We start from the raw sequence: 18,222 nt of genomic DNA on the forward strand, positions 1-18,222 counted from the left end.
AAACTATCTTCCCGCTGCCGCTCGACTTGCATGTGTTAGGCCTGCCGCCAGCGTTCAATCTGAGCCATGATCAAACTCTTCAATTAAAGTTTTGTTGTTTGACTTACGTCAAACGGCTCAACGAATTCTGTTCGACTTCTATTTATCCGAAAATAAGTAGCAAGTCTTTGTACATATTGCTATGAACACTCATCACTCTCGTGAAAGAATTGGTTGATTTAAATATTTGACTGCCAACCCGAAGGTTAAGCAGTTTCGATTAACTCAACACCTGTGAGTGTCCACACAGATTTGCTTGATAAATTGTTAAAGAGCGTTGACCACACACTGAGTTTTCAGCGGGTCAGGGCTGCGTATTTTACGCATTCCCGTTAGTGCGTCAAGTAGTTTTTTTCAACTTTCTTAACACTCATCGTTTAGCTTGCTAACCGATGAACTGCTTGGCTTTCTTTGCTCAACTTGCGTTACGCTGTCTGCCGTGTCAGTGGATGCGCATTATAGGGAGATTGAGAAAGTCCGCAAGAGCTTTTTAGCGATCATTGAATCGTACGTCGATATTTTAAACGTTATGACTACTTTTTAGCTTTTAGGCCCTATTTATCGGAGATAAGTCTGCTTTTTTAGCTAATAATTGATAATTCACGCTCAATATTTCAGCAATGGTCTAGTGTAAAAGTAAATAATTCATTACCATATACTTGCTGTTAACAGTTATTTATCAATTTTCCATTCATCAGAGAGCATTCTTATGCAAAAGTCATTTCTTATTGTTTTGATTGTCGCCATTGTTGGCGCCTTTGTGCTATTTCAGTTTGCACCTACGCTGCCGGCTTACATTGCCTTCGTTGCAGGCGTTATTGTAACTAGCCTTATCTTTAAACTTGTTCCAGAGTCTTCATCATCTCATGCTACAGAAGAACAATATGTTGGTCCTACTATGACCTTATATGTAGGTAACCTGCCTTATCGTGTCCATGAAGGTGAAGTAAAAGTATTGTTTGGTGAGTTTGGCCCAGTAAACTCTGTGCGTTTAGTCAGAGATCGTAAGACTGGTCGTCGTAAAGGTTTTGGTTTTGTGGAGATGTCAGAGTCTGGCGCTCAGAAAGCCATGGTTAAACTGAATGACTATAGCTTCCAAGAAAGAACCTTAAAAGTAAGAGAAGCAAAAACACAAGATTCGGAAGCTGCCGACCGTACTGGTACTGACGAGTAGCATTACCGTTTAAACTGTTTTGTTTGACGTTGTAAATTTAGTTGGTTGTGGTGATTCGTTCGATAGTTGAAAAGCCACAATCAATTAATGTTGTTGTTAAGCCTTCACTGATTTCCGCTTTAGTATAGAACGCCTGCATTGCTGACTCCCCTACTGCTTCTCTCTCATTTGTTACTCTGCGCTCCTCCACAATAAGATTCTGTTGCGTTAAAAGAGTCACGACTCGCTTAGCTATTGCAGCGCCAGAATCCATTAGCGTTACGCCCGCACCGAGCACTTGTTGTAATTCAGCTTGGATCATTGGGAAGTGAGTACAACCCAGTACGAGCACGTCCAATTGCGCGGCAACGACTGGCGCGAGTAAATATGCCAGTCTGTGCATGTCCATTTCACCTGTCGCCACCTTCTGCTCCGCCATCATGACAAGTTCAGAACAACCAAAAAGTTCGACATGGCAATCATCGGCAAATTGGCTGATGAGCTCATGGGTATAATGACGCTTAACTGTGCCAGGGGTAGCCAAGAGTCCAATACGTTTACTCATAGACATCTGTGCCGCCGGTTTGATAGCGGGTACAACGCCCACAACAGGAATACTGAGGTTTGCACGTAATGCCGGTAGCACAACAGTGCTCGCGGTATTGCAGGCGACGACCACTATCATTGCATTGGTGCGAGCTACAAGATCACATACTAATGCGACACAGCCAGCAATTAATACCTGCTCTTCTAACTCGCCATAGGGCAACCTAGCATTGTCGAAAAGATAACAATAATCGCTATGGGGCAAACTCTTGCGGATTTCGGCCAATACGGATAGGCCACCAATCCCTGAATCAAACACTAATATAGGTCGCGACAAGCGGGTCTCCCGTTTCGGTTATAACAAAATGGCTATACAGATTGAACGCATTACAACATTAACTGATTCGATGTTTGATGACTGAATGAATCCAACCAAATACTCATTGAATATCCATAGAATCACACTCAAGCGCGCAGATTTTCCCACAGCTTTGCATAAACAGCAAAAGCAAGATGCTGGACATTCGTGTCACCTAGTATAATATTTGCGCCCCAATTTACAGCAACGGTGAACCAAACAATGAACTTAGCAGCAATGGACCCTCAGGCTTATGATACGCAATTAGAACGCAAGCGTATCAAGCTAGAACAAGCCTTTGCCCAATTTGAAACACCGAGTGTTGAAGTTTTTGCCTCAGAGCCTGCCAACTACCGTATGCGTGCCGAATTCCGCATGTGGCATGACGGTGACGACTTATACTATTACATGTTCGATAAAGTATTGAATGAGAAAGTGCGATGCGATCAATACTTGCCAGCCAGCGTGCTCATCAATCAAATGATGTCGGCCTTAATCGCCGAACTAAAACCGAATCCTAGTCTAAGACATAAACTGTTCCAAGTGGATTTTTTGTCGACCTTAAGCGGCGAGATTTTAGTGTCCTTGCTTTATCACAGACAGCTTGATGACCAATGGCGCGCCGATGCGACTGCACTAAAAGCCAAGTTAAGCAGCCAGTTTAACGTCAACATCATCGGCCGTGCCCGTAAGCAAAAAATCGATTTAGATAAAGACTTTGTAGTCGAGTCACTACAAGTGAATGATAAAACCTTCTTATATAAGCAAATCGAGAACAGCTTTACTCAACCAAATGCCAAAGTTTCCGTAAAAATGTTGGAGTGGGCTATCGATGCGACTCAAAACAGTCAGGGTGATTTACTCGAGCTCTACTGTGGTAATGGCAACTTCTCAATCGCACTGGCGCAAAACTTTAATCGCGTATTGGCCACCGAACTCGCTAAGCCTTCAGTCGATGCGGCACAATACAATATCGAAGTGAATGGTATTGAGAATCTGCAGATTATTCGCATGTCGGCCGAAGACTTTAGCGATGCCATGGCGAAGAAACGCAGCTTTAGACGTTTAGAAGGTATCGATCTCGACAGCTATGTGTGCAACACCATTTTTGTCGACCCACCCCGCGCAGGGATTGATCCTGATACGTTGGCGTTAGTACAAGGTTACGAGCGGATCTTATATATTTCCTGCAACCCTGAAACCTTAAAAGACAATCTGCAGCAACTGAACGAAACCCATAAAGTCACTCGCTTCGCCTTGTTTGATCAGTTCCCTTATACCGATCACATGGAAACAGGTGTCCTACTAGAGCGTCGTTAGTCACCTCAAATGCATTGAGCTCGACTGCATAGCAGTTAAACGCTGCACAGCACTCAAACATAAATTCGCTAAAAATAATGGAGCCTCAGGCTCCATTATTTTTAGCAGCTGATGTGCAGGTCACTCAGATTAGCGGTGCTCAACCTTATGCTGCAAAGCCTCGGCGCCTTTGGCGACCATACGCAATTGCATGACTAATTGATCGGCCAGGATTTTGCGATCGGCACGTTTCATATCTAATGCGGAAGCGCCGGCGTTAAATACCAAAGTTACTAAGGCTTCTGCCTGTGCCCGAGCTAATAACGGGGTTCGGCCCGCTTTCGCTTCGGTATAGTGAGCCAATTCAGAAATAAAATGTTCAATTTCGCGGGCAACCGCCGCACGGAACGCTGCTGAGGTTCCTGAACGTTCATGCAATAAGATACGGAATACGTTTGGATTAGAATCAAGCACTTCCATAAAAGTATCAACAGATATACGGATCACACTGCCACCGGCTTCGGCTCGCTGACGACCTTTTCGCATCATCTGCCTGAGTGTTAATCCGCCCTCGTCTACCATAGTGAGACCGAGTTCGTTCATATCTTTAAAATGGCGATAAAAAGATGTCGGCGCGATATTGGCTTCCCGAGCAACCTCTCGCAAACTCAGACTTGAGAAACTACGCTCAGCACTTAACTGATTAAAGGCCGCATCGACTAAAGCTCGACGAGTTTTCTCTTTTTGCTGTGCTCGAATACCCATTCTTAAATCCGCTAACTGAATGTAATGACGCGATAATACCGCTTTTAGGCATTAAACACAGCCCCATCGTCCTTGACCAAACAATATAGCTAGGCTAAATTAGCTTACAGATGTACGCTCAAAAGCGAATTTTGGAAACCTATAATGAAAAAACCCCCTATCATCTGGCTTAATGTCAGTCTGTTTGCCATCACTTTCCTCAGTGCGGTGATCTTAGTTCCATGGCGCGGTATTGTTCACGGCTATGGTGCTAGTGAATGGATCGCTTTTATTGTCTTAGCCTTTGCCAGTGGTCTGTCGATCACCGCAGGTTATCACAGACTATGGTCACACAAGGCCTATAAAGCCCATCCAGCTGTGCGTTTCATGTATGCACTCGGTGGCGCTTTAGCATTACAAAACAGTGCATTACACTGGGCATCCGATCACAGAGTGCACCATAAGCACGTCGATGATAACGACAAAGATCCGTACTCAGCCAACATGGGATTCTGGTACAGCCATATAGGTTGGATGCTGCGTGAGTATCAGTCGCAACGCTATCATGATTATCAAAATGTGCGCGATCTGCAAAATGACCGTATCGTTATGTGGCAACACAAACATTACCTCGCACTTGTATTGCTGATGAACATTGGACTGCCTGCCCTGCTCGGCTGGTTAAATGGCGACGTGCTGTCTATGTTATTGATGGCGGGTTTACTGCGTTTAGTGGTGGTGCATCACTGCACTTTCTTCATCAACTCTTTAGCGCACGTGTGGGGCAGCCAGCCTTATACCGATAAGAACACCGCCCGCGATAATGGCTTTCTAGCCATGCTGACCTACGGTGAGGGCTACCATAATTTCCATCACATCTTCGAAAATGACTATCGTAATGGCATTAAATGGTGGCACTACGATCCAACCAAATGGTTGATTAAGTCATTATCTTGGTTGGGGTTAGCCAAGGACTTGCGTACGAGTCCACAGGAACGTATCGAGAGCGCACGCTTGCAGATGCAGCTGCTGCGGACCAAGAACAAAGTCGTGCACTTACCCAATGCCGATGAAATTATTGAAAAAGTCCAAGCTGAGTATGAATTACTCAAACTGCACTTAATGGATTACTACCAAGCACAGAAAACCCTGCTTGAGGCCAAGCGTAAACAACTTGTCGATCAGCAGCTATTGCAGCAAGTTGAGGAGCTAAAGGCGCGTTTTTTAGTCCAGCAAAAACATTGGCGCAGCCTAACCGCAACTTATAGCTAAGCCACAATTCTGCCCGAAAGTCATACGGCCACCTTGCATGGTGGCCGTATCTGATTATGATGATGCCTTAATCACTTAAATAGGCTGTTGAGATCATGTCAGATTCCCTAGTTACACTCCCAGAATCAATCAAACTAACAGAATATAGTCATGGTGCAGGTTGTGGCTGCAAGATATCCCCTAAAGTGCTCAGCACTATCTTGGCCTCGCAGTTACCCGTGTTTACTGATCCTAATCTGCTGGTCGGCAATCAAAGCCGTGACGATGCCGCAGTGTATAAACTCAATGACGACATAGGCATCATCAGCACTACCGATTTTTTCATGCCGATTGTTGACGATCCCTTCACCTTTGGCCGCATCGCTGCGACTAATGCGATCAGTGATATTTATGCCATGGGCGGCACGCCTATCATGGCGATCGCTATTTTAGGCTGGCCAATCAATAAGCTACCCGCAGAAGTCGCACAACAAGTGGTCGATGGCGGCAGACAAGCCTGTATGGAAGCAGGGATCATGCTCGCCGGTGGTCACAGCATAGATGCACCCGAACCTATTTTTGGTCTCGCAGTGACAGGACAAATTGCGTTAACTGACTTAAAACAAAATGACACTGCTAAAGCGGGCGATCGTTTATATCTCACTAAACCTATCGGCATTGGCATTTTAACCACGGCGCAGAAACAGAAAAAACTCCAAGATGAAGACAGTCACATTGCGGTTAATGCTATGTGCCAGCTGAATACTATAGGCACGACGATTGCCAAAATTAGCGGCGTAAACGCCCTGACCGATGTCACAGGATTTGGACTAGCTGGACACTTACTCGAAATGTGCCAAGGTGCCAAGCTCACGGCAAAACTCAAATTTGATGCGGTGCCGTTACTGCCACGCGCCTTAGATTACTTAGCCTTAGGTTGCGTTCCTGGCGGGACTCACCGAAATTACGACAGTTATGGCGAGCATCTCCCCGAGCTCAGCGAGCATCAAAAAGCGATACTGTGCGATCCGCAAACCAGTGGTGGCCTGTTAGTTGCCGTCTCGGCCGAAGCCGAAGCGGAATTGATTACCCTTCTCGATGCGCATCACATCGCCCCAATTTGCATTGGATCACTGGAAACCCCCACCACTGCAGCGAATGTGGTGTTGTGCTGATGCCAAGCGCTATTGTAGCCGCAGAGCAATATCGGGAAATTTTCCTCAACCAACACCCCATAATGGATGTGCGAGCGCCCATAGAGTTTACTCGAGGGGCGTTTCCCAACTCGACCAACTTACCCTTGATGCTGGATAGTGAGAGGGAAAAAGTCGGTACTTGTTATAAACAATCAGGTCAGCAAGCCGCGATTGCATTGGGTCATTCACTGGTTAATGGCCCCATCAAGCAACAGAGAATCGAGGCTTGGGTAAGCTATGTGAGAGCCAACCCCAACGCCTACCTTTATTGCTTTCGTGGCGGCTTACGCTCGCAACTCACTCAACAATGGCTTAAAGAAGCGGGGATCGAAGTCCCCTATATTCAAGGTGGCTATAAGGCCATGCGCCAATATCTTATTGGCGTGATTGAAGCGGCACCAACTCAGCAACCGTTATTAAGTTTGAGCGGGATGACGGGCTGCGGTAAAACTGATTTTCTATTAAAACGTAAAGAAGCGGTCGATCTTGAAGGGATAGCCAATCATAGAGGCTCTAGCTTTGGGAAAAATATCGACCCACAGCCTACGCAGATTAACTTTGAAAATCAACTCGCCATTGCCTTGCTACAGCATCAAACGAGTAACGCTGCCTGTTTACTGCTCGAAGATGAAAGCTTCCTGATTGGGCGCTCGGCGCTGCCGCAGACATTTTATACTGCGATGCAGACCGCTGATGTGCTGGTATTAGAGGAGGCGGACGACTTCAGGCTGCAGCGGCTACTCAATGAGTATGTGCACAAAATGCATAGGGGATTCTGTGATCGCTTAGGCGCTGAAGCGGGATTCGCCGCCTTTAGCCAGTACCTGTTACAGAGTTTAGTGAGCATTCGTAAACGCTTAGGTGGTAAACAACATCAAGAACTACAGGATATGATGCAACAGGCATTAACCCAGCAACTCCATCAAAATGACACTTCTCTGCATTTAGCATGGATAGCAGTGCTGCTGCACAAATATTATGACCCAATGTACGAATACCAGTTACAAAAAAAATCCGAACGGATCCTCTTTAAGGGCTCACATCAGGCCATGCATGAATGGTTGGATAACTATAAGAGTGATAGAAAAGCCGCACAATAACTGTGCGGCGAGTACGCTAAAAATTAATTTGCAAAAATCGTAATGGCTTCATAGTTATAATTATCGAATTTAGCCGAGCGAATATTACCCGTGCTACGGCTCGATTTACTGAGCTCGGCACGGAAATCATATAGCCCTGTCATTCCTTCATACCCCCAGACATACAAACTCATCATAGGAATTGTTATTCCATCAAATGCTGTTTGTAAGTGTATGGGCAAATCTAAATCCGGAATTGACCCCTTTAATGAAGCCGAAATAGCCCAATTCGCATAGCCATCTTGTCCTATGGTGATTTGCATCGCTTGCATATGGGCATTGTTGAAACTGTAGTCATAATTTGCACTACCACCATTATTAATAGTAGTGATTAAACGTGTCGTTTCATCCAGCATTTGGTTTTCATTTAACGGTAAATTCAAGCTCAAACTCTTAGAAGGATCAGTAACAGCCCTACGTGTTATTGCCGAATAATTTATGTAGCCAGCCTCATTCGCACCAAGGGCAATCCACTGTGATGCGTAAACTAAATTGCGATCAAAAATCGCGGGAAATAATTGCACTTCTTTCGTCGGCCATTCTACCCAGTTTTGGCGACCAAATTCAGTTTCAGAGTAACTCCTTAGCGAATAATCATTGGTATTCACATCAACATTTAACGGAGTCCCTTCATGATGAGTACCTTCAAATTCACTACTCGATATAGGTACTGCTTGCGATAAATCTAGTGTATTTATATCTATGCTAGCAGCATAAGCCGTAACACCACTCTGGCTAGGAACTAACACCATATTCACTGGTGCAAACTTATCGTCCTGCTTACACAGGCGTAATGAAGAATTGTTAGAATGTGAGTCCAAAAATGAGTTATTACCATATAGCTGGTAGTCACTATATACAGCTTCAATTTCACTAAGATCAAAATTCACATCACTACAGTCACATTGGCTATTTAAATTTTCATCTGTGAAAGCATAAATGCCATAGTCGCCAGCTTTAGCGGCTAAATCCGTACGGATGCTCCAAGTTGACTGACCATTACGAAACTCTTTTGCTGCAACTGTTAAATGTGATGCTTCGCTTGTCCAGGGTATATCGACATGTCCCTGCCCATCACTCTTATAAGTGCCGAGAATATGGCCGTCTTGTCGGTGAATAATAACATCGGCACCTGCCATTTTTTCTTTTACATTGCATTTGCTTGCAACGCTCTGCACATCCATAACCAATCTAGCTGGTGTTGTACCCGAATCACCAGAATCCCCACCACTTGAATCACCCGAACCTCCACATCCACCAAGCAATAACACTAGTGCACTGGCATAACATCCTTTTCCCATGACCAAACTCCAGAGTATATAAGTTATTATTTTGTAAATTTGTTAAAGCATACCAATTACAACACGGCTTCATTTCGTTCAACAAGTAGGTTTGCAACTTGATGTCGCAAATTTTCACGATTAGCGGAAACGTCCACGATAGGAACCGCAATATCCACCGACACCCTTGACCAAAAACGCTTGGGCATTTTAGCTAAGGCATGCCCGCCCTTGTGGCTAAAGTAAGAACCCCATAATCCGTGTAATGCCATAGGCACCACAGGGACGGGATCTCTGGCGAGGATTTTATCGATACCGGGACGGAATTCACCTAATTCACCGTCAGGAGTGAGTCGACCCTCAGGGAAAATACACACCAATTCGCCATTTATCAGCGCTTCGTGGATAGTCTCAAACGCTTGGTTATAAGTGGTTTCACTCTGTCTAGGGGAACAGATAGGGATCACTCCAGCGTGGCGGAACAAATATTTCAGCAAAGGAATTTCGCTGATGGACTTATCCATTACAAAACGAATAGGCCGAGTCGATGCCCCCATAATAATCAAGGCATCCACATAGCTCACATGGTTGCAGACTATGATGCCGGCCCCTTCCTTTGGAATTATCTCTCGGCCAGTTACAGTCACGCGGTACATAACATGACTCAATAAGTAACTGATAAATCGCTGAGTAAATTCTGGCACTTGTGAATAAACATAGAGAGCGACGACAAAGTTCATCACTGCAAGCAGTAGGAATAACTGCGGAATCGTCCAACCCGCAACGCCAAGCAGCAAGATAGATAGCAGCGCCGAAGCCACCATAAACAGAGAGTTCATAATGTTATTGGCAGCAATCGCCTGAGCACATTCGCCCTTGGCCGAACGGGACTGAATAAAGGCGTATAAGGGGACGATAAACAAGCCGCCGCTAACGCCGATCATAAAGAAATCTAGCATCACCCGATAATGTTGCGACTCGGCAATAAAGGCTTTTAATCCATAGACAAAACCAGCATCCACTGGCACAGGTGGAATCGCCCAAAGCAAATCGACACCAAAGATAGTTAATCCCAATACCCCGAATGGCAGCAAACCGAGTTCCACATGGCCGTAGGAAAAACGTTCACAGACGAAGGAGCCAACAGCGATTCCGATGGAAAACATGCCCAACAATAACGACACCACAGTCGCACCAGAATGCAGGTGCAGCTTGGCAAAGTTAGGGAATTGGGTCAGATAGGTCGCACCTAAAAACCAAAACCAACTGATAGCGAGGATAGCCATCCAGATTGAAGGTGTTTGACGGGCTTTTTTGATGCTACGCCAAGTGCCTGATAACGGTCTGAAACGTATTTTTTCGATAACGCCCTGCGGTGGTAAAGCAGGAATAGCTCGACTCGATAGGTAGCCTGCTAAGGCCAATACGGCAACGGTAATGGCAGCCCAAAGCGTACCGTTGACTTCAGAAACTAAAATCCCCGCACTCAAAGTGCCCACCAGAATAGAGAGAAAAGTGCCCATCTCAACCCAAGCATTACCTGTCACTAACTCATCGTCTTTCAAGGCTTGGGGCAGCAGGGAATATTTTACCGGACCGAAGTAGGCCGACTGACTACCGGTTAAAAATAGCAGCAATAACATCATCATGTAGTTCTCGCTCACTATCGCGATAGCGGCGCAGGACATAATAATGACTTCGAGTAGTTTTAATCGACGGATAAGTTTGGCCTTATCCATATTATCGGCAACCACACCCGCGTGGGCCGAAAACAGGAAAAACGGCAGGATAAACACTCCAGCAGCCAAATTCACAAACATATCGACGCTTATGGGTAGGTCTTTCACTTGGCTAAAAGTCACTAATAACAGCAACACATTTTTATAGATGTTGTCATTCAATGCGCCTAAGCACTGAGTCGCAAAATAGGGTAAAAAACGTTTTGTTAGCAGCATGATAGTTCCTTCTGGTAACCCATTCCTTGTAAATAAGCTTGTACGTGACTCTCGAGTAGATCCTGCAGTGATAATGACTCAGCGAAGAGCTTATTATCGAGTGACAGAGAGGTCAGCCCATGAATTCCACCCCATAATACCCGACTTATACTGAGATGCTGCGCCTGCGTAACCTCGGGAAATAGTTGCGCCAATTCACGCTCAATAAGAGTAAATAACCCCGCAATCAATTGCCCTTGCGATTCGGGCAAGGGTTCAGAATCGAGTAATTGCAGCTCAAAAACCAGCTTAAAAGCTTGGCGCTGCTCATGGGCAAACTGACTATACTCCCACGCCATTGCAATGATTTTACGCAAACTGTCGGCAGCACACACACCCGCTAATCGATCGTGTAAAGTCCTAAGCGTTGCCTCAGAAACCGCCAGCAACAAATAGTTATAGCTGCCGAAAATATTGATCAAGGTGCTAGGGACATAGCCAATTTGGCTAGCCACTTTGCGTAAGCTCAGCCCTACAACACCTTGTTCGGTCAATAACTCAGTTGCCGCTTGTATTGCCATCGCACGAATTTCATCATGGCTGTGTTCTTTTCGTCTGGCCATAGGTCTCACTCCCTGTTGGATAGCAAGAGACTAACAGCAGTTAAAATAAAAAACAACGTTCAAAATAAGTTTGTTTTACGTACAGTCGCGGGTAAATAGTGAAGGATATCATTGAGGATGATAAATAAAGATAGACGCTCGAAATCGATTCACTCAGTAAAACTGAACTATATATGTGGGATTACACCACACAAAATAACATAAAAAACGGCGCGCTCAGTCAGCACGCCGTCCATTATTTTGGTTTAAAAATCATTCTTAATTCAAAGGTGTTTTTAATTAAAAGTGACCATGGAATTTAAGGCCTGCGATAAGTCATCACCACTCTATCTGCACCAGCGCCAAAATAATCGGCCTCAAAAGCCGAATCAACGAAACCTAAATGCTGATATAAGCCATGGGCAGGATTACTCGGGTCAACCGTTAGACACACACGTTCAACAGCGACGGGTAACTCAGCTAAACACTGCTGCATCAAACGTTTGCCTAATCCCTTTCCACGAGCATCTTCACTTACTGCAACAGATAAAATCCACCTACAAGTCGGATCGCCACTCTGGGCACAGAGCAAATAACCTTGCAGAAGATTATCTTCATCCACCGCCACTAAAAATTGCTCTGGCCAGCAATCAAATCCCTGACGGAAGAAAAAATCTGGATAACTATGCTCACCAAAAATGGCTTGCTCAAGCTGATAAACCGCCAATAACTCTGACTTTAATACCGGACGTATAGACTGCATTCGAAAATCATTCACCTATTAAAATCTTATCCCACTCTAAGTTGGGTGCGCCCACTACGATAAAGTTAGGGTTTTCTAACGTCTCGCGCTCATTGTAGGTTAATGGTTGCAGCTCAGTATCCATCAACTGTCCACCCGCTTCCTCGACGATAATTTGCGCCGCTCCCGTATCCCACTCGCCCGTTGGGCCAACTCGCACATAACAATCGGCTCGACCTTCGGCGACAAGACAACTCTTTAACGCTGCACCCCCCATAACGACTAACTCGCAGTGTTTGGGATGGTTGAATAGGGTCAACACAGATTGAGGGTCCTGACGGCGACTTACGGCTAATCTTAGGGATACCTTTTCACGGTGCTCGATTTGGCGGCTGCTGATCCGCACTTCCTGTTTATCCGTGCGTTTGTATGCCCCTAAACCTGCAATCGCGTAATAACACACTTGCGTCATAGGCACATACACTACGCCCATCACGGGACGATTGTGCTCAACGAGTGCAATAATCACCGAGAAATCACCACTGCCAGCAATAAACTCACCCGTGCCATCAAGTGGATCGACCAACCAATAGCGCTTCCAAGATTCACGCACGCTCAGCGGAATATCGGCCGCCTCTTCAGATAACACAGGAATATCAGGCGTTAAAGCAGTTAATCGGTCACAAATGATCTGGTTCGCCGCTAAATCTGCGGAAGTGACAGGGGTATTGTCAGACTTCATTTCTCGCTCAAAATTACCTTTGAGATAAATGTCACGGATAGTTATCCCTGCATCGGTCGCAATCGCAATAACTTCGTCGATCAACTCTTCTGGCTTCATAACAACTCCAATCGCAAAGTTCGCGAATGTTTTGCAAGCGTTTCAGCTTTGAACGCTTAAAAGGAAAAAGATTATTTAAGGTATAAATACTTTTGCGCTAAAAACAACGCACTCACACTACGGGATTCGGAAAAATCGACATCATCGAGCAGGGCCTCCCAATCGGCGAGCGCCCAAGGCACCACATCAATGGGTTCCGGTTCATCACCTTCAAGGCGACTCTCATACAGATCTTCTGCAAGAAAAATTTGCATCTTACTAGAGAAATAACCTGGCGCTAGGCTAAGTTCTTTCAATAGCGTGAGCTTATTCGCCCCAAAGCCAATTTCTTCCTGCAATTCACGGTTAGCCGCTTCGACTGGCGATTCACCAGGGTCGATAAGACCTTTAGGAAACCCGAGCTCGTAATTATCGGTTCCGGCTGCATATTCGCGTGCCAGTAGCATTTGCCCTTGATGAATAGGCACTATCATCACAGCGCCACGACTACCGCCTTTCATACGCTCGTATTGGCGTTCGACACCATTTGAGAACTTAAGATGCACTTGCTCAATTTGAAATAATCGGCTTTTCGCGACAACTTCGGTATGCAATATTTCCGGCTTATTCTGCCGCTGCGACATAACTGCCTCTAGATAAAAAAGCGATAAATTAAATAAGATAAGTGACAATCTTACTATCCTGTCTTTAATCTACAACCTGAATTTGTTACATGCTCCTAAGGGTAAGCCACAAATCCTTTGCGATATGCATCACAAACCAAGCCCAGCCTTAAGTGAACACCTTCAAAATATTCTCAAATATGATGTTTCTATTAGAGAGTAAAAAGGGGCGAATGCCCCTTTTGATATGCTAACGCTTAAAATTGATAACGTAGATTGAGCTGGTAACTGAGGAAGTCATTCGGCTCGATATCCACATACTGATACCCCAAGCCAACTGACCAAGCGTCGCTCACTTGATAGCTAAACCGCACACCGGCATACCAATCAATGCCATCAAGCTCTGTGGTTAAACGGCTATTGCCCATAGTGCTACTGATATCTGCTTGCCATCGAAATAATCCGATAGGTACTTCAAACCGCCAAGCATCATGCTGCAGTAAGGTTAAACGCAATCCCAACATCACGCCATCAGCCAGTACGGGGGTCACGGCTTTGACCTGCTCATGATATTGCGCCGGAGTCAGACTTGCACCCTCAATCCGCGCACTTCCATTACCAAAGTCGGCATAGCCTAATTCGATTGCCACCATGGGAGTCCATTGATAACCCACACTTAAGCCAAACGCAGTATCTTTGTCATCAACCGATGTCACTACGCCCGCTGCAGCGTCAGACTGTAACTCTCGTCTGCCGCTATCAACCTGAGCTTGGCCGACAAAGCCCTCGACATACCAGTTATCAGCGGCATTCGCTTGAGTCACTGTGCTGGCGAGCAACACAGCACCCAAGACCACTTTATGTAATTCACGGCGGCGAATTAAACCCGTCGCAACGATCAAGCCTAATGCCCACAAGGCCATACTTCCTCCACCCGATTTGTTATCAATCACCACTTCTTGATAGGCTTTAACAGTAATCAACACTTGTCCTATTGCCTCACCACCCAGCCCATCACTAATCCGATAGCTCACAGTATCGACACCATCGAATCCTGTTTTAGGGATATAACGCAGCTTGTTAGTCTCAATGGATACTGTCCCTTGCTGCGCGGTTGCGCTGACTAAGGTTAAAGCATTGCCATCTGGATCGCTGTCATTACTCAACACATCGAGTAGCAAGCTCGTTCTGTCGTCGGTTGCGGCGCTGTCGTTGACTGTCGTTGGCGCGGTATTGCCACTCACTACCACAGTCAACTCACTACTCGCAGTGCCACCTTTTCCATCGGTAATGCTATACACCAGCACATCAGTACCGATGAAATCGGTTGCTGGCGTGTAACTTAGTTGCTGATTAGCCAAGATGACGGCGGTACCAAACTCGCTAGTCACTTGTGTAACTGTCAAGGCATCACCATCACCATCGGTATCATTGGCGAGCACATCAACATCGAGGCTCTGATTCCAAGGTAAAGAGGCCGTATCTGGGTTCGCCACCGGTAAATGGTTGCCATTGAGTATCACGGACACGCCACTTGGATCGACGATAGTACGGTTAGCGACGCCATCGTCATCGTTTGGTCCACCATCTTCTATGGTTAACTGCACACACCAATGGCCTTCAGTTAATCCAGAAGTCCAACGACTGTCTCCCGGTGGAGGACAGAAACCACGCTCACCTTCACTACTGGCGACACTATTGCGCGTATCAATCACAAAATCCTTCCAACCATTTTGGGCTTGATACTTACGATATACCGCATTGGCAGGAACTGGCGAACGTTGTGGTATCACCAGACTGTAACTCTGCCCTTGTTGTGGCAATCCCGTCGCGATGAAGTCAAAAATACCGCCGACATTGGCTGCTATGCTGTCTTCTGGGACAAGATCAGGTAATAGTTGAATACCACTTTGCTCTTGCATCAGTGCAATATTACCTAAGCGTAAGCACACGCCAGCCTGCCCTTCAGCCAAGAAGTACACAGGCTGCAATTCACCTTCGGGCATAATGTTACAGTCGTTAATCGCATCCAAGTAATCAGGAATACCGTCACCATCCGTATCGGTAAAGCCTTCTTGAACATCAGGGATCAAATCACCGTCCGTGTCTGCGCCAGTCAATACAGGTAAGCTTGAACGCACCACAATGTAGACTTTCTCTGTGGTAGACAGCGCTGGCAAACCATTATCAGTGACAGTCACACTCACAGGATAAATGCCCGGCAGGACAGAGACTGGAGAGAAGAACATACCCGCATCATCAGATTGTAAGTTCAGCGAACCGCTTGCCCATGTTGACGCTAGGCTGTCCTGCATATTGGCATCACTGATATCAGCATTAATGCGAACATCACCGCCATTTTGCGCCACGATGAATTGGTGCGCTCCCGCTTGGGTAATATCCAGCGTCACCTTAGGCGCAATATTCGCTTCAGTGATGAGCACCTGAGTTTGCTGCTTACTGCCCAAGTTCAAGCTAGGGTCTAGACTAATCAGCACATCCTCATCCCCTTCGACCTCACCATCTTCAAAGGTTCTAAAGCGGATCTCAGCTTGTTGACCCGATGTCACCTCGACCACCCCATCAACCAAATCATGATCACTGCTACCTGCAGAGCCTGAAACGGTATAAAGCACAGAAAGTGGATATACGGGTGCGACGCCATTAAGGTGCACACTCACCACTACCTCATTGCCCTCACCCACAAGCTGATCTTTACTCAAGGAGATCAGTGGATGTACTTTCACTTTTTGAGCCTTGATTGCCTTATTACCATCGCGATCTACAGCTTGCCAGTAAGCTAAGTAGCTGCCTGGTGCAAAGAACAGACTCTTATTCACCAGAGAAACTGGCAATGGATGACCATTACGATCGACCGCTTTCGCGAAACCAAGTTTAACGCGAGTAAATAGGCCCGTCGCATTCACATCAACATCGTCTGGCAAAGTGATCACTGGCTGATTTTCCGACTCCGCGCCTTCAATCAATACATTCACTTTGGCACTTGCACGCCCCTTGTTACCATCACTGATGGTGTAGCGAAGCGCCACAGGCCCGACATACGCTTCAGGCGCAGTAAAGCTCAAGCCCTCACTGGTGATTTGCACACTGCCGATATCCGCAGCCGCACCATCAATCGTTAAGGTATCACCATCGACATCAACATCGTTCGCGAGCACCGCAAGCGCATAAATATCGTTGGCGGTACTTGTTAAGGTGTAGTCGTCATCAACCGCTTGCGGATCATCATTCACTGGCGTGACATTAATAGTGACAGTTGCAGGCTCTGAACTCAGCTCGGCATCCTTAGCAATAAAGCTAAACACGTCTGTTCCATTGAAATCCTTCTCAGGGGTATATAACCAAACAGTGCCATGTTGCTCTAATGTGCCGGATTCTGGCTGACTCACCACTTCATAGGTGAGCGGATCATTATCCACATCCTTTGCCGCAAGGGTGATAGCCACAGAACTATCTTCCTCTAACGTCACAGTTAAACTTGTCGCCACAGGCGCATCGTTGACGTTGGTCACAGTGATGCTGAAGCTTTGCTCTGCCGTTAAGCCGTCCGTGTCGGTGACTTTCAGTGTCACCGCATGGCTGCCCACATCGGCATTGCTTGGCGTACCACTTAACACGCCCGTAGCCGCATTGAAGCTCAACCAACTCGGTTTAGTCACCGCGCTGAATGTCAGTACGTCGCCCACATCGGTATCACTCGCCGCAAAGGTGTAGCTGTAAGCCGCATCTTGAGTGGCTGCAGTGATGGCTGTTGAACTGATGGTCGGTGCGTCATTGACGTTGGTCACGGTAATGCTAAAGGACTGGTCAGCGGTTAAGCCATCCGCGTCCGTCACTCGCAGTAACACAGGGTGTGCACCCACATCGGCATTGCCTGGCGTGCCACTTAACACGCCTGAAGTCGTATTGAAGTTCAACCAGCTTGGTTTAGTCACCGCGCTTAAAGTTAATGTGTCGCCCACATCAGTATCCGCGGCCGCAAAGGTGTAGCTGTACGCCGCATCTTGAGTGGCAGCAGTGATGGCCGTTGAACTGATGGTCGGCGCATCATTGACGTTGGTCACGGTAATGCTGAAGGACTGGTCAGCGGTTAAGCCGTCCGTGTCCTTCACTCGCAGTAACACGACATGGCTGCCTACATCGGCATTACTGGGCGTGCCACTTAATAATCCAGTGGCAACATTGAAGCTCAACCAGCTCGGTTTGGTCACGGCGCTTAAGGTTAAGGTGTCGCCCACATCGGTATCCGCGGCCGCGAAGGTGTAACTGTACGCCGCATCTTGAGTGGCAGCAGTGATGGCCGTTGAACTGATGGTCGGCGCATCATTGACGTTGGTCACGGTAATGCTGAAGGACTGGTCAGCGGTTAAGCCGTCCGTGTCTGTCACTCGCAGTAACACAGGGTGCGCGCCCACATCGGCATTGCCTGGCGTGCCACTTAACAATCCAGTAGCAGCATTGAAACTCAACCAGCT

At 46.5% G+C, this 18,222-nt stretch carries 14 protein-coding genes and 1 rRNA gene; 5 read left to right on the forward strand and 10 right to left on the reverse strand.

What is annotated here, in order from left to right:
- A 16S ribosomal RNA gene (locus tag Q4Q57_RS21420) occupies positions 1-86 on the reverse strand; the annotation flags it as partial.
- Between the two features lie 662 nt (positions 87-748).
- Here Q4Q57_RS21420 and Q4Q57_RS21425 point away from each other — a divergent pair.
- Positions 749-1,213 carry an RNA-binding protein gene (locus tag Q4Q57_RS21425; protein ID WP_106648471.1) on the forward strand — a complete coding sequence of 155 codons (465 nt, stop codon included), beginning with the start codon at positions 749-751 and terminating at the stop codon, positions 1,211-1,213.
- Positions 1,214-1,250: 37 nt separating this feature from the next.
- Here Q4Q57_RS21425 and murI read toward each other — a convergent pair whose 3' ends face one another.
- Positions 1,251-2,075, reverse strand: a complete 825-nt coding sequence (gene murI / locus Q4Q57_RS21430) for a glutamate racemase (RefSeq protein ID WP_311891966.1) — start codon at positions 2,073-2,075, stop codon at positions 1,251-1,253.
- Positions 2,076-2,318: 243 nt separating this feature from the next.
- Here murI and trmA point away from each other — a divergent pair, with 243 nt between their 5' ends.
- Positions 2,319-3,416 (forward strand): tRNA (uridine(54)-C5)-methyltransferase TrmA, encoded by a 1,098-nt coding sequence (trmA, locus tag Q4Q57_RS21435; protein WP_311891967.1) that lies wholly within the window; start codon positions 2,319-2,321, stop codon positions 3,414-3,416.
- Between the two features lie 129 nt (positions 3,417-3,545).
- On the opposite strand, the gene fabR is transcribed toward trmA, so the two are convergent.
- Positions 3,546-4,160, reverse strand: a complete 615-nt coding sequence (gene fabR / locus Q4Q57_RS21440; protein WP_006083621.1) for an HTH-type transcriptional repressor FabR — start codon at positions 4,158-4,160, stop codon at positions 3,546-3,548.
- Positions 4,161-4,304: 144 nt separating this feature from the next.
- Between fabR and Q4Q57_RS21445 the strand changes: the two genes are divergently transcribed.
- The 3 genes from Q4Q57_RS21445 to mnmH all read left to right on the forward strand — a co-directional run bounded on the left by Q4Q57_RS21445 (position 4,305) and on the right by mnmH (position 7,686).
- A complete protein-coding gene (locus Q4Q57_RS21445) occupies positions 4,305-5,411 on the forward strand; it encodes a fatty acid desaturase (RefSeq protein WP_106648474.1) in 1,107 nt (368 codons plus the stop codon).
- 95 nt (positions 5,412-5,506) lie between these two features.
- Positions 5,507-6,565 carry a selenide, water dikinase SelD gene (gene selD / locus Q4Q57_RS21450; RefSeq protein WP_311891968.1) on the forward strand — a complete coding sequence of 353 codons (1,059 nt, stop codon included), beginning with the start codon at positions 5,507-5,509 and terminating at the stop codon, positions 6,563-6,565.
- Positions 6,565-7,686, forward strand: a complete 1,122-nt coding sequence (gene mnmH, locus Q4Q57_RS21455) for a tRNA 2-selenouridine(34) synthase MnmH (protein WP_311891969.1) — start codon at positions 6,565-6,567, stop codon at positions 7,684-7,686. Before selD ends, mnmH begins: the two co-directional genes overlap by 1 nt.
- A gap of 23 nt (positions 7,687-7,709) precedes the next feature.
- Here mnmH and Q4Q57_RS21460 read toward each other — a convergent pair whose 3' ends face one another.
- The 7 genes from Q4Q57_RS21460 to Q4Q57_RS21490 all read right to left on the reverse strand — a co-directional run.
- Positions 7,710-9,026, reverse strand: coding sequence for a hypothetical protein (locus Q4Q57_RS21460; protein WP_263170283.1), 1,317 nt, complete (start codon positions 9,024-9,026; stop codon positions 7,710-7,712).
- A 56-nt stretch (positions 9,027-9,082) separates the two neighbouring features.
- Positions 9,083-10,960: an MFS transporter gene (locus Q4Q57_RS21465; protein ID WP_311891970.1), complete on the reverse strand. Its 1,878-nt coding sequence runs from the start codon at positions 10,958-10,960 to the stop codon at positions 9,083-9,085.
- A complete protein-coding gene (locus Q4Q57_RS21470) occupies positions 10,951-11,562 on the reverse strand; it encodes a TetR/AcrR family transcriptional regulator (RefSeq protein WP_311891971.1) in 612 nt (203 codons plus the stop codon). The genes Q4Q57_RS21465 and Q4Q57_RS21470 overlap by 10 nt, the downstream gene beginning before the upstream one ends.
- A gap of 298 nt (positions 11,563-11,860) precedes the next feature.
- Entirely contained in the window at positions 11,861-12,304 is a 444-nt protein-coding gene (locus Q4Q57_RS21475; RefSeq protein WP_311891972.1) for a GNAT family N-acetyltransferase, read from the reverse strand.
- A 7-nt stretch (positions 12,305-12,311) separates the two neighbouring features.
- The gene (gene cysQ / locus Q4Q57_RS21480) at positions 12,312-13,124 is read right to left on the reverse strand and encodes a 3'(2'),5'-bisphosphate nucleotidase CysQ (RefSeq protein WP_106648480.1); all 813 of its coding nucleotides are present in this window, start codon (positions 13,122-13,124) and stop codon (positions 12,312-12,314) included.
- 71 nt (positions 13,125-13,195) lie between these two features.
- Positions 13,196-13,747 (reverse strand): ADP compounds hydrolase NudE, encoded by a 552-nt coding sequence (nudE, locus tag Q4Q57_RS21485; protein WP_106651723.1) that lies wholly within the window; start codon positions 13,745-13,747, stop codon positions 13,196-13,198.
- 236 nt (positions 13,748-13,983) lie between these two features.
- A partial coding sequence (locus Q4Q57_RS21490) for an Ig-like domain-containing protein (RefSeq protein ID WP_311891973.1) occupies positions 13,984-18,222 on the reverse strand: 4,239 nt, incomplete at its 5' end.

The organism is Shewanella sp. SP2S2-6, assembly GCF_031931965.1.
GTDB classification, from domain to species: domain Bacteria; phylum Pseudomonadota; class Gammaproteobacteria; order Enterobacterales; family Shewanellaceae; genus Shewanella; species Shewanella baltica.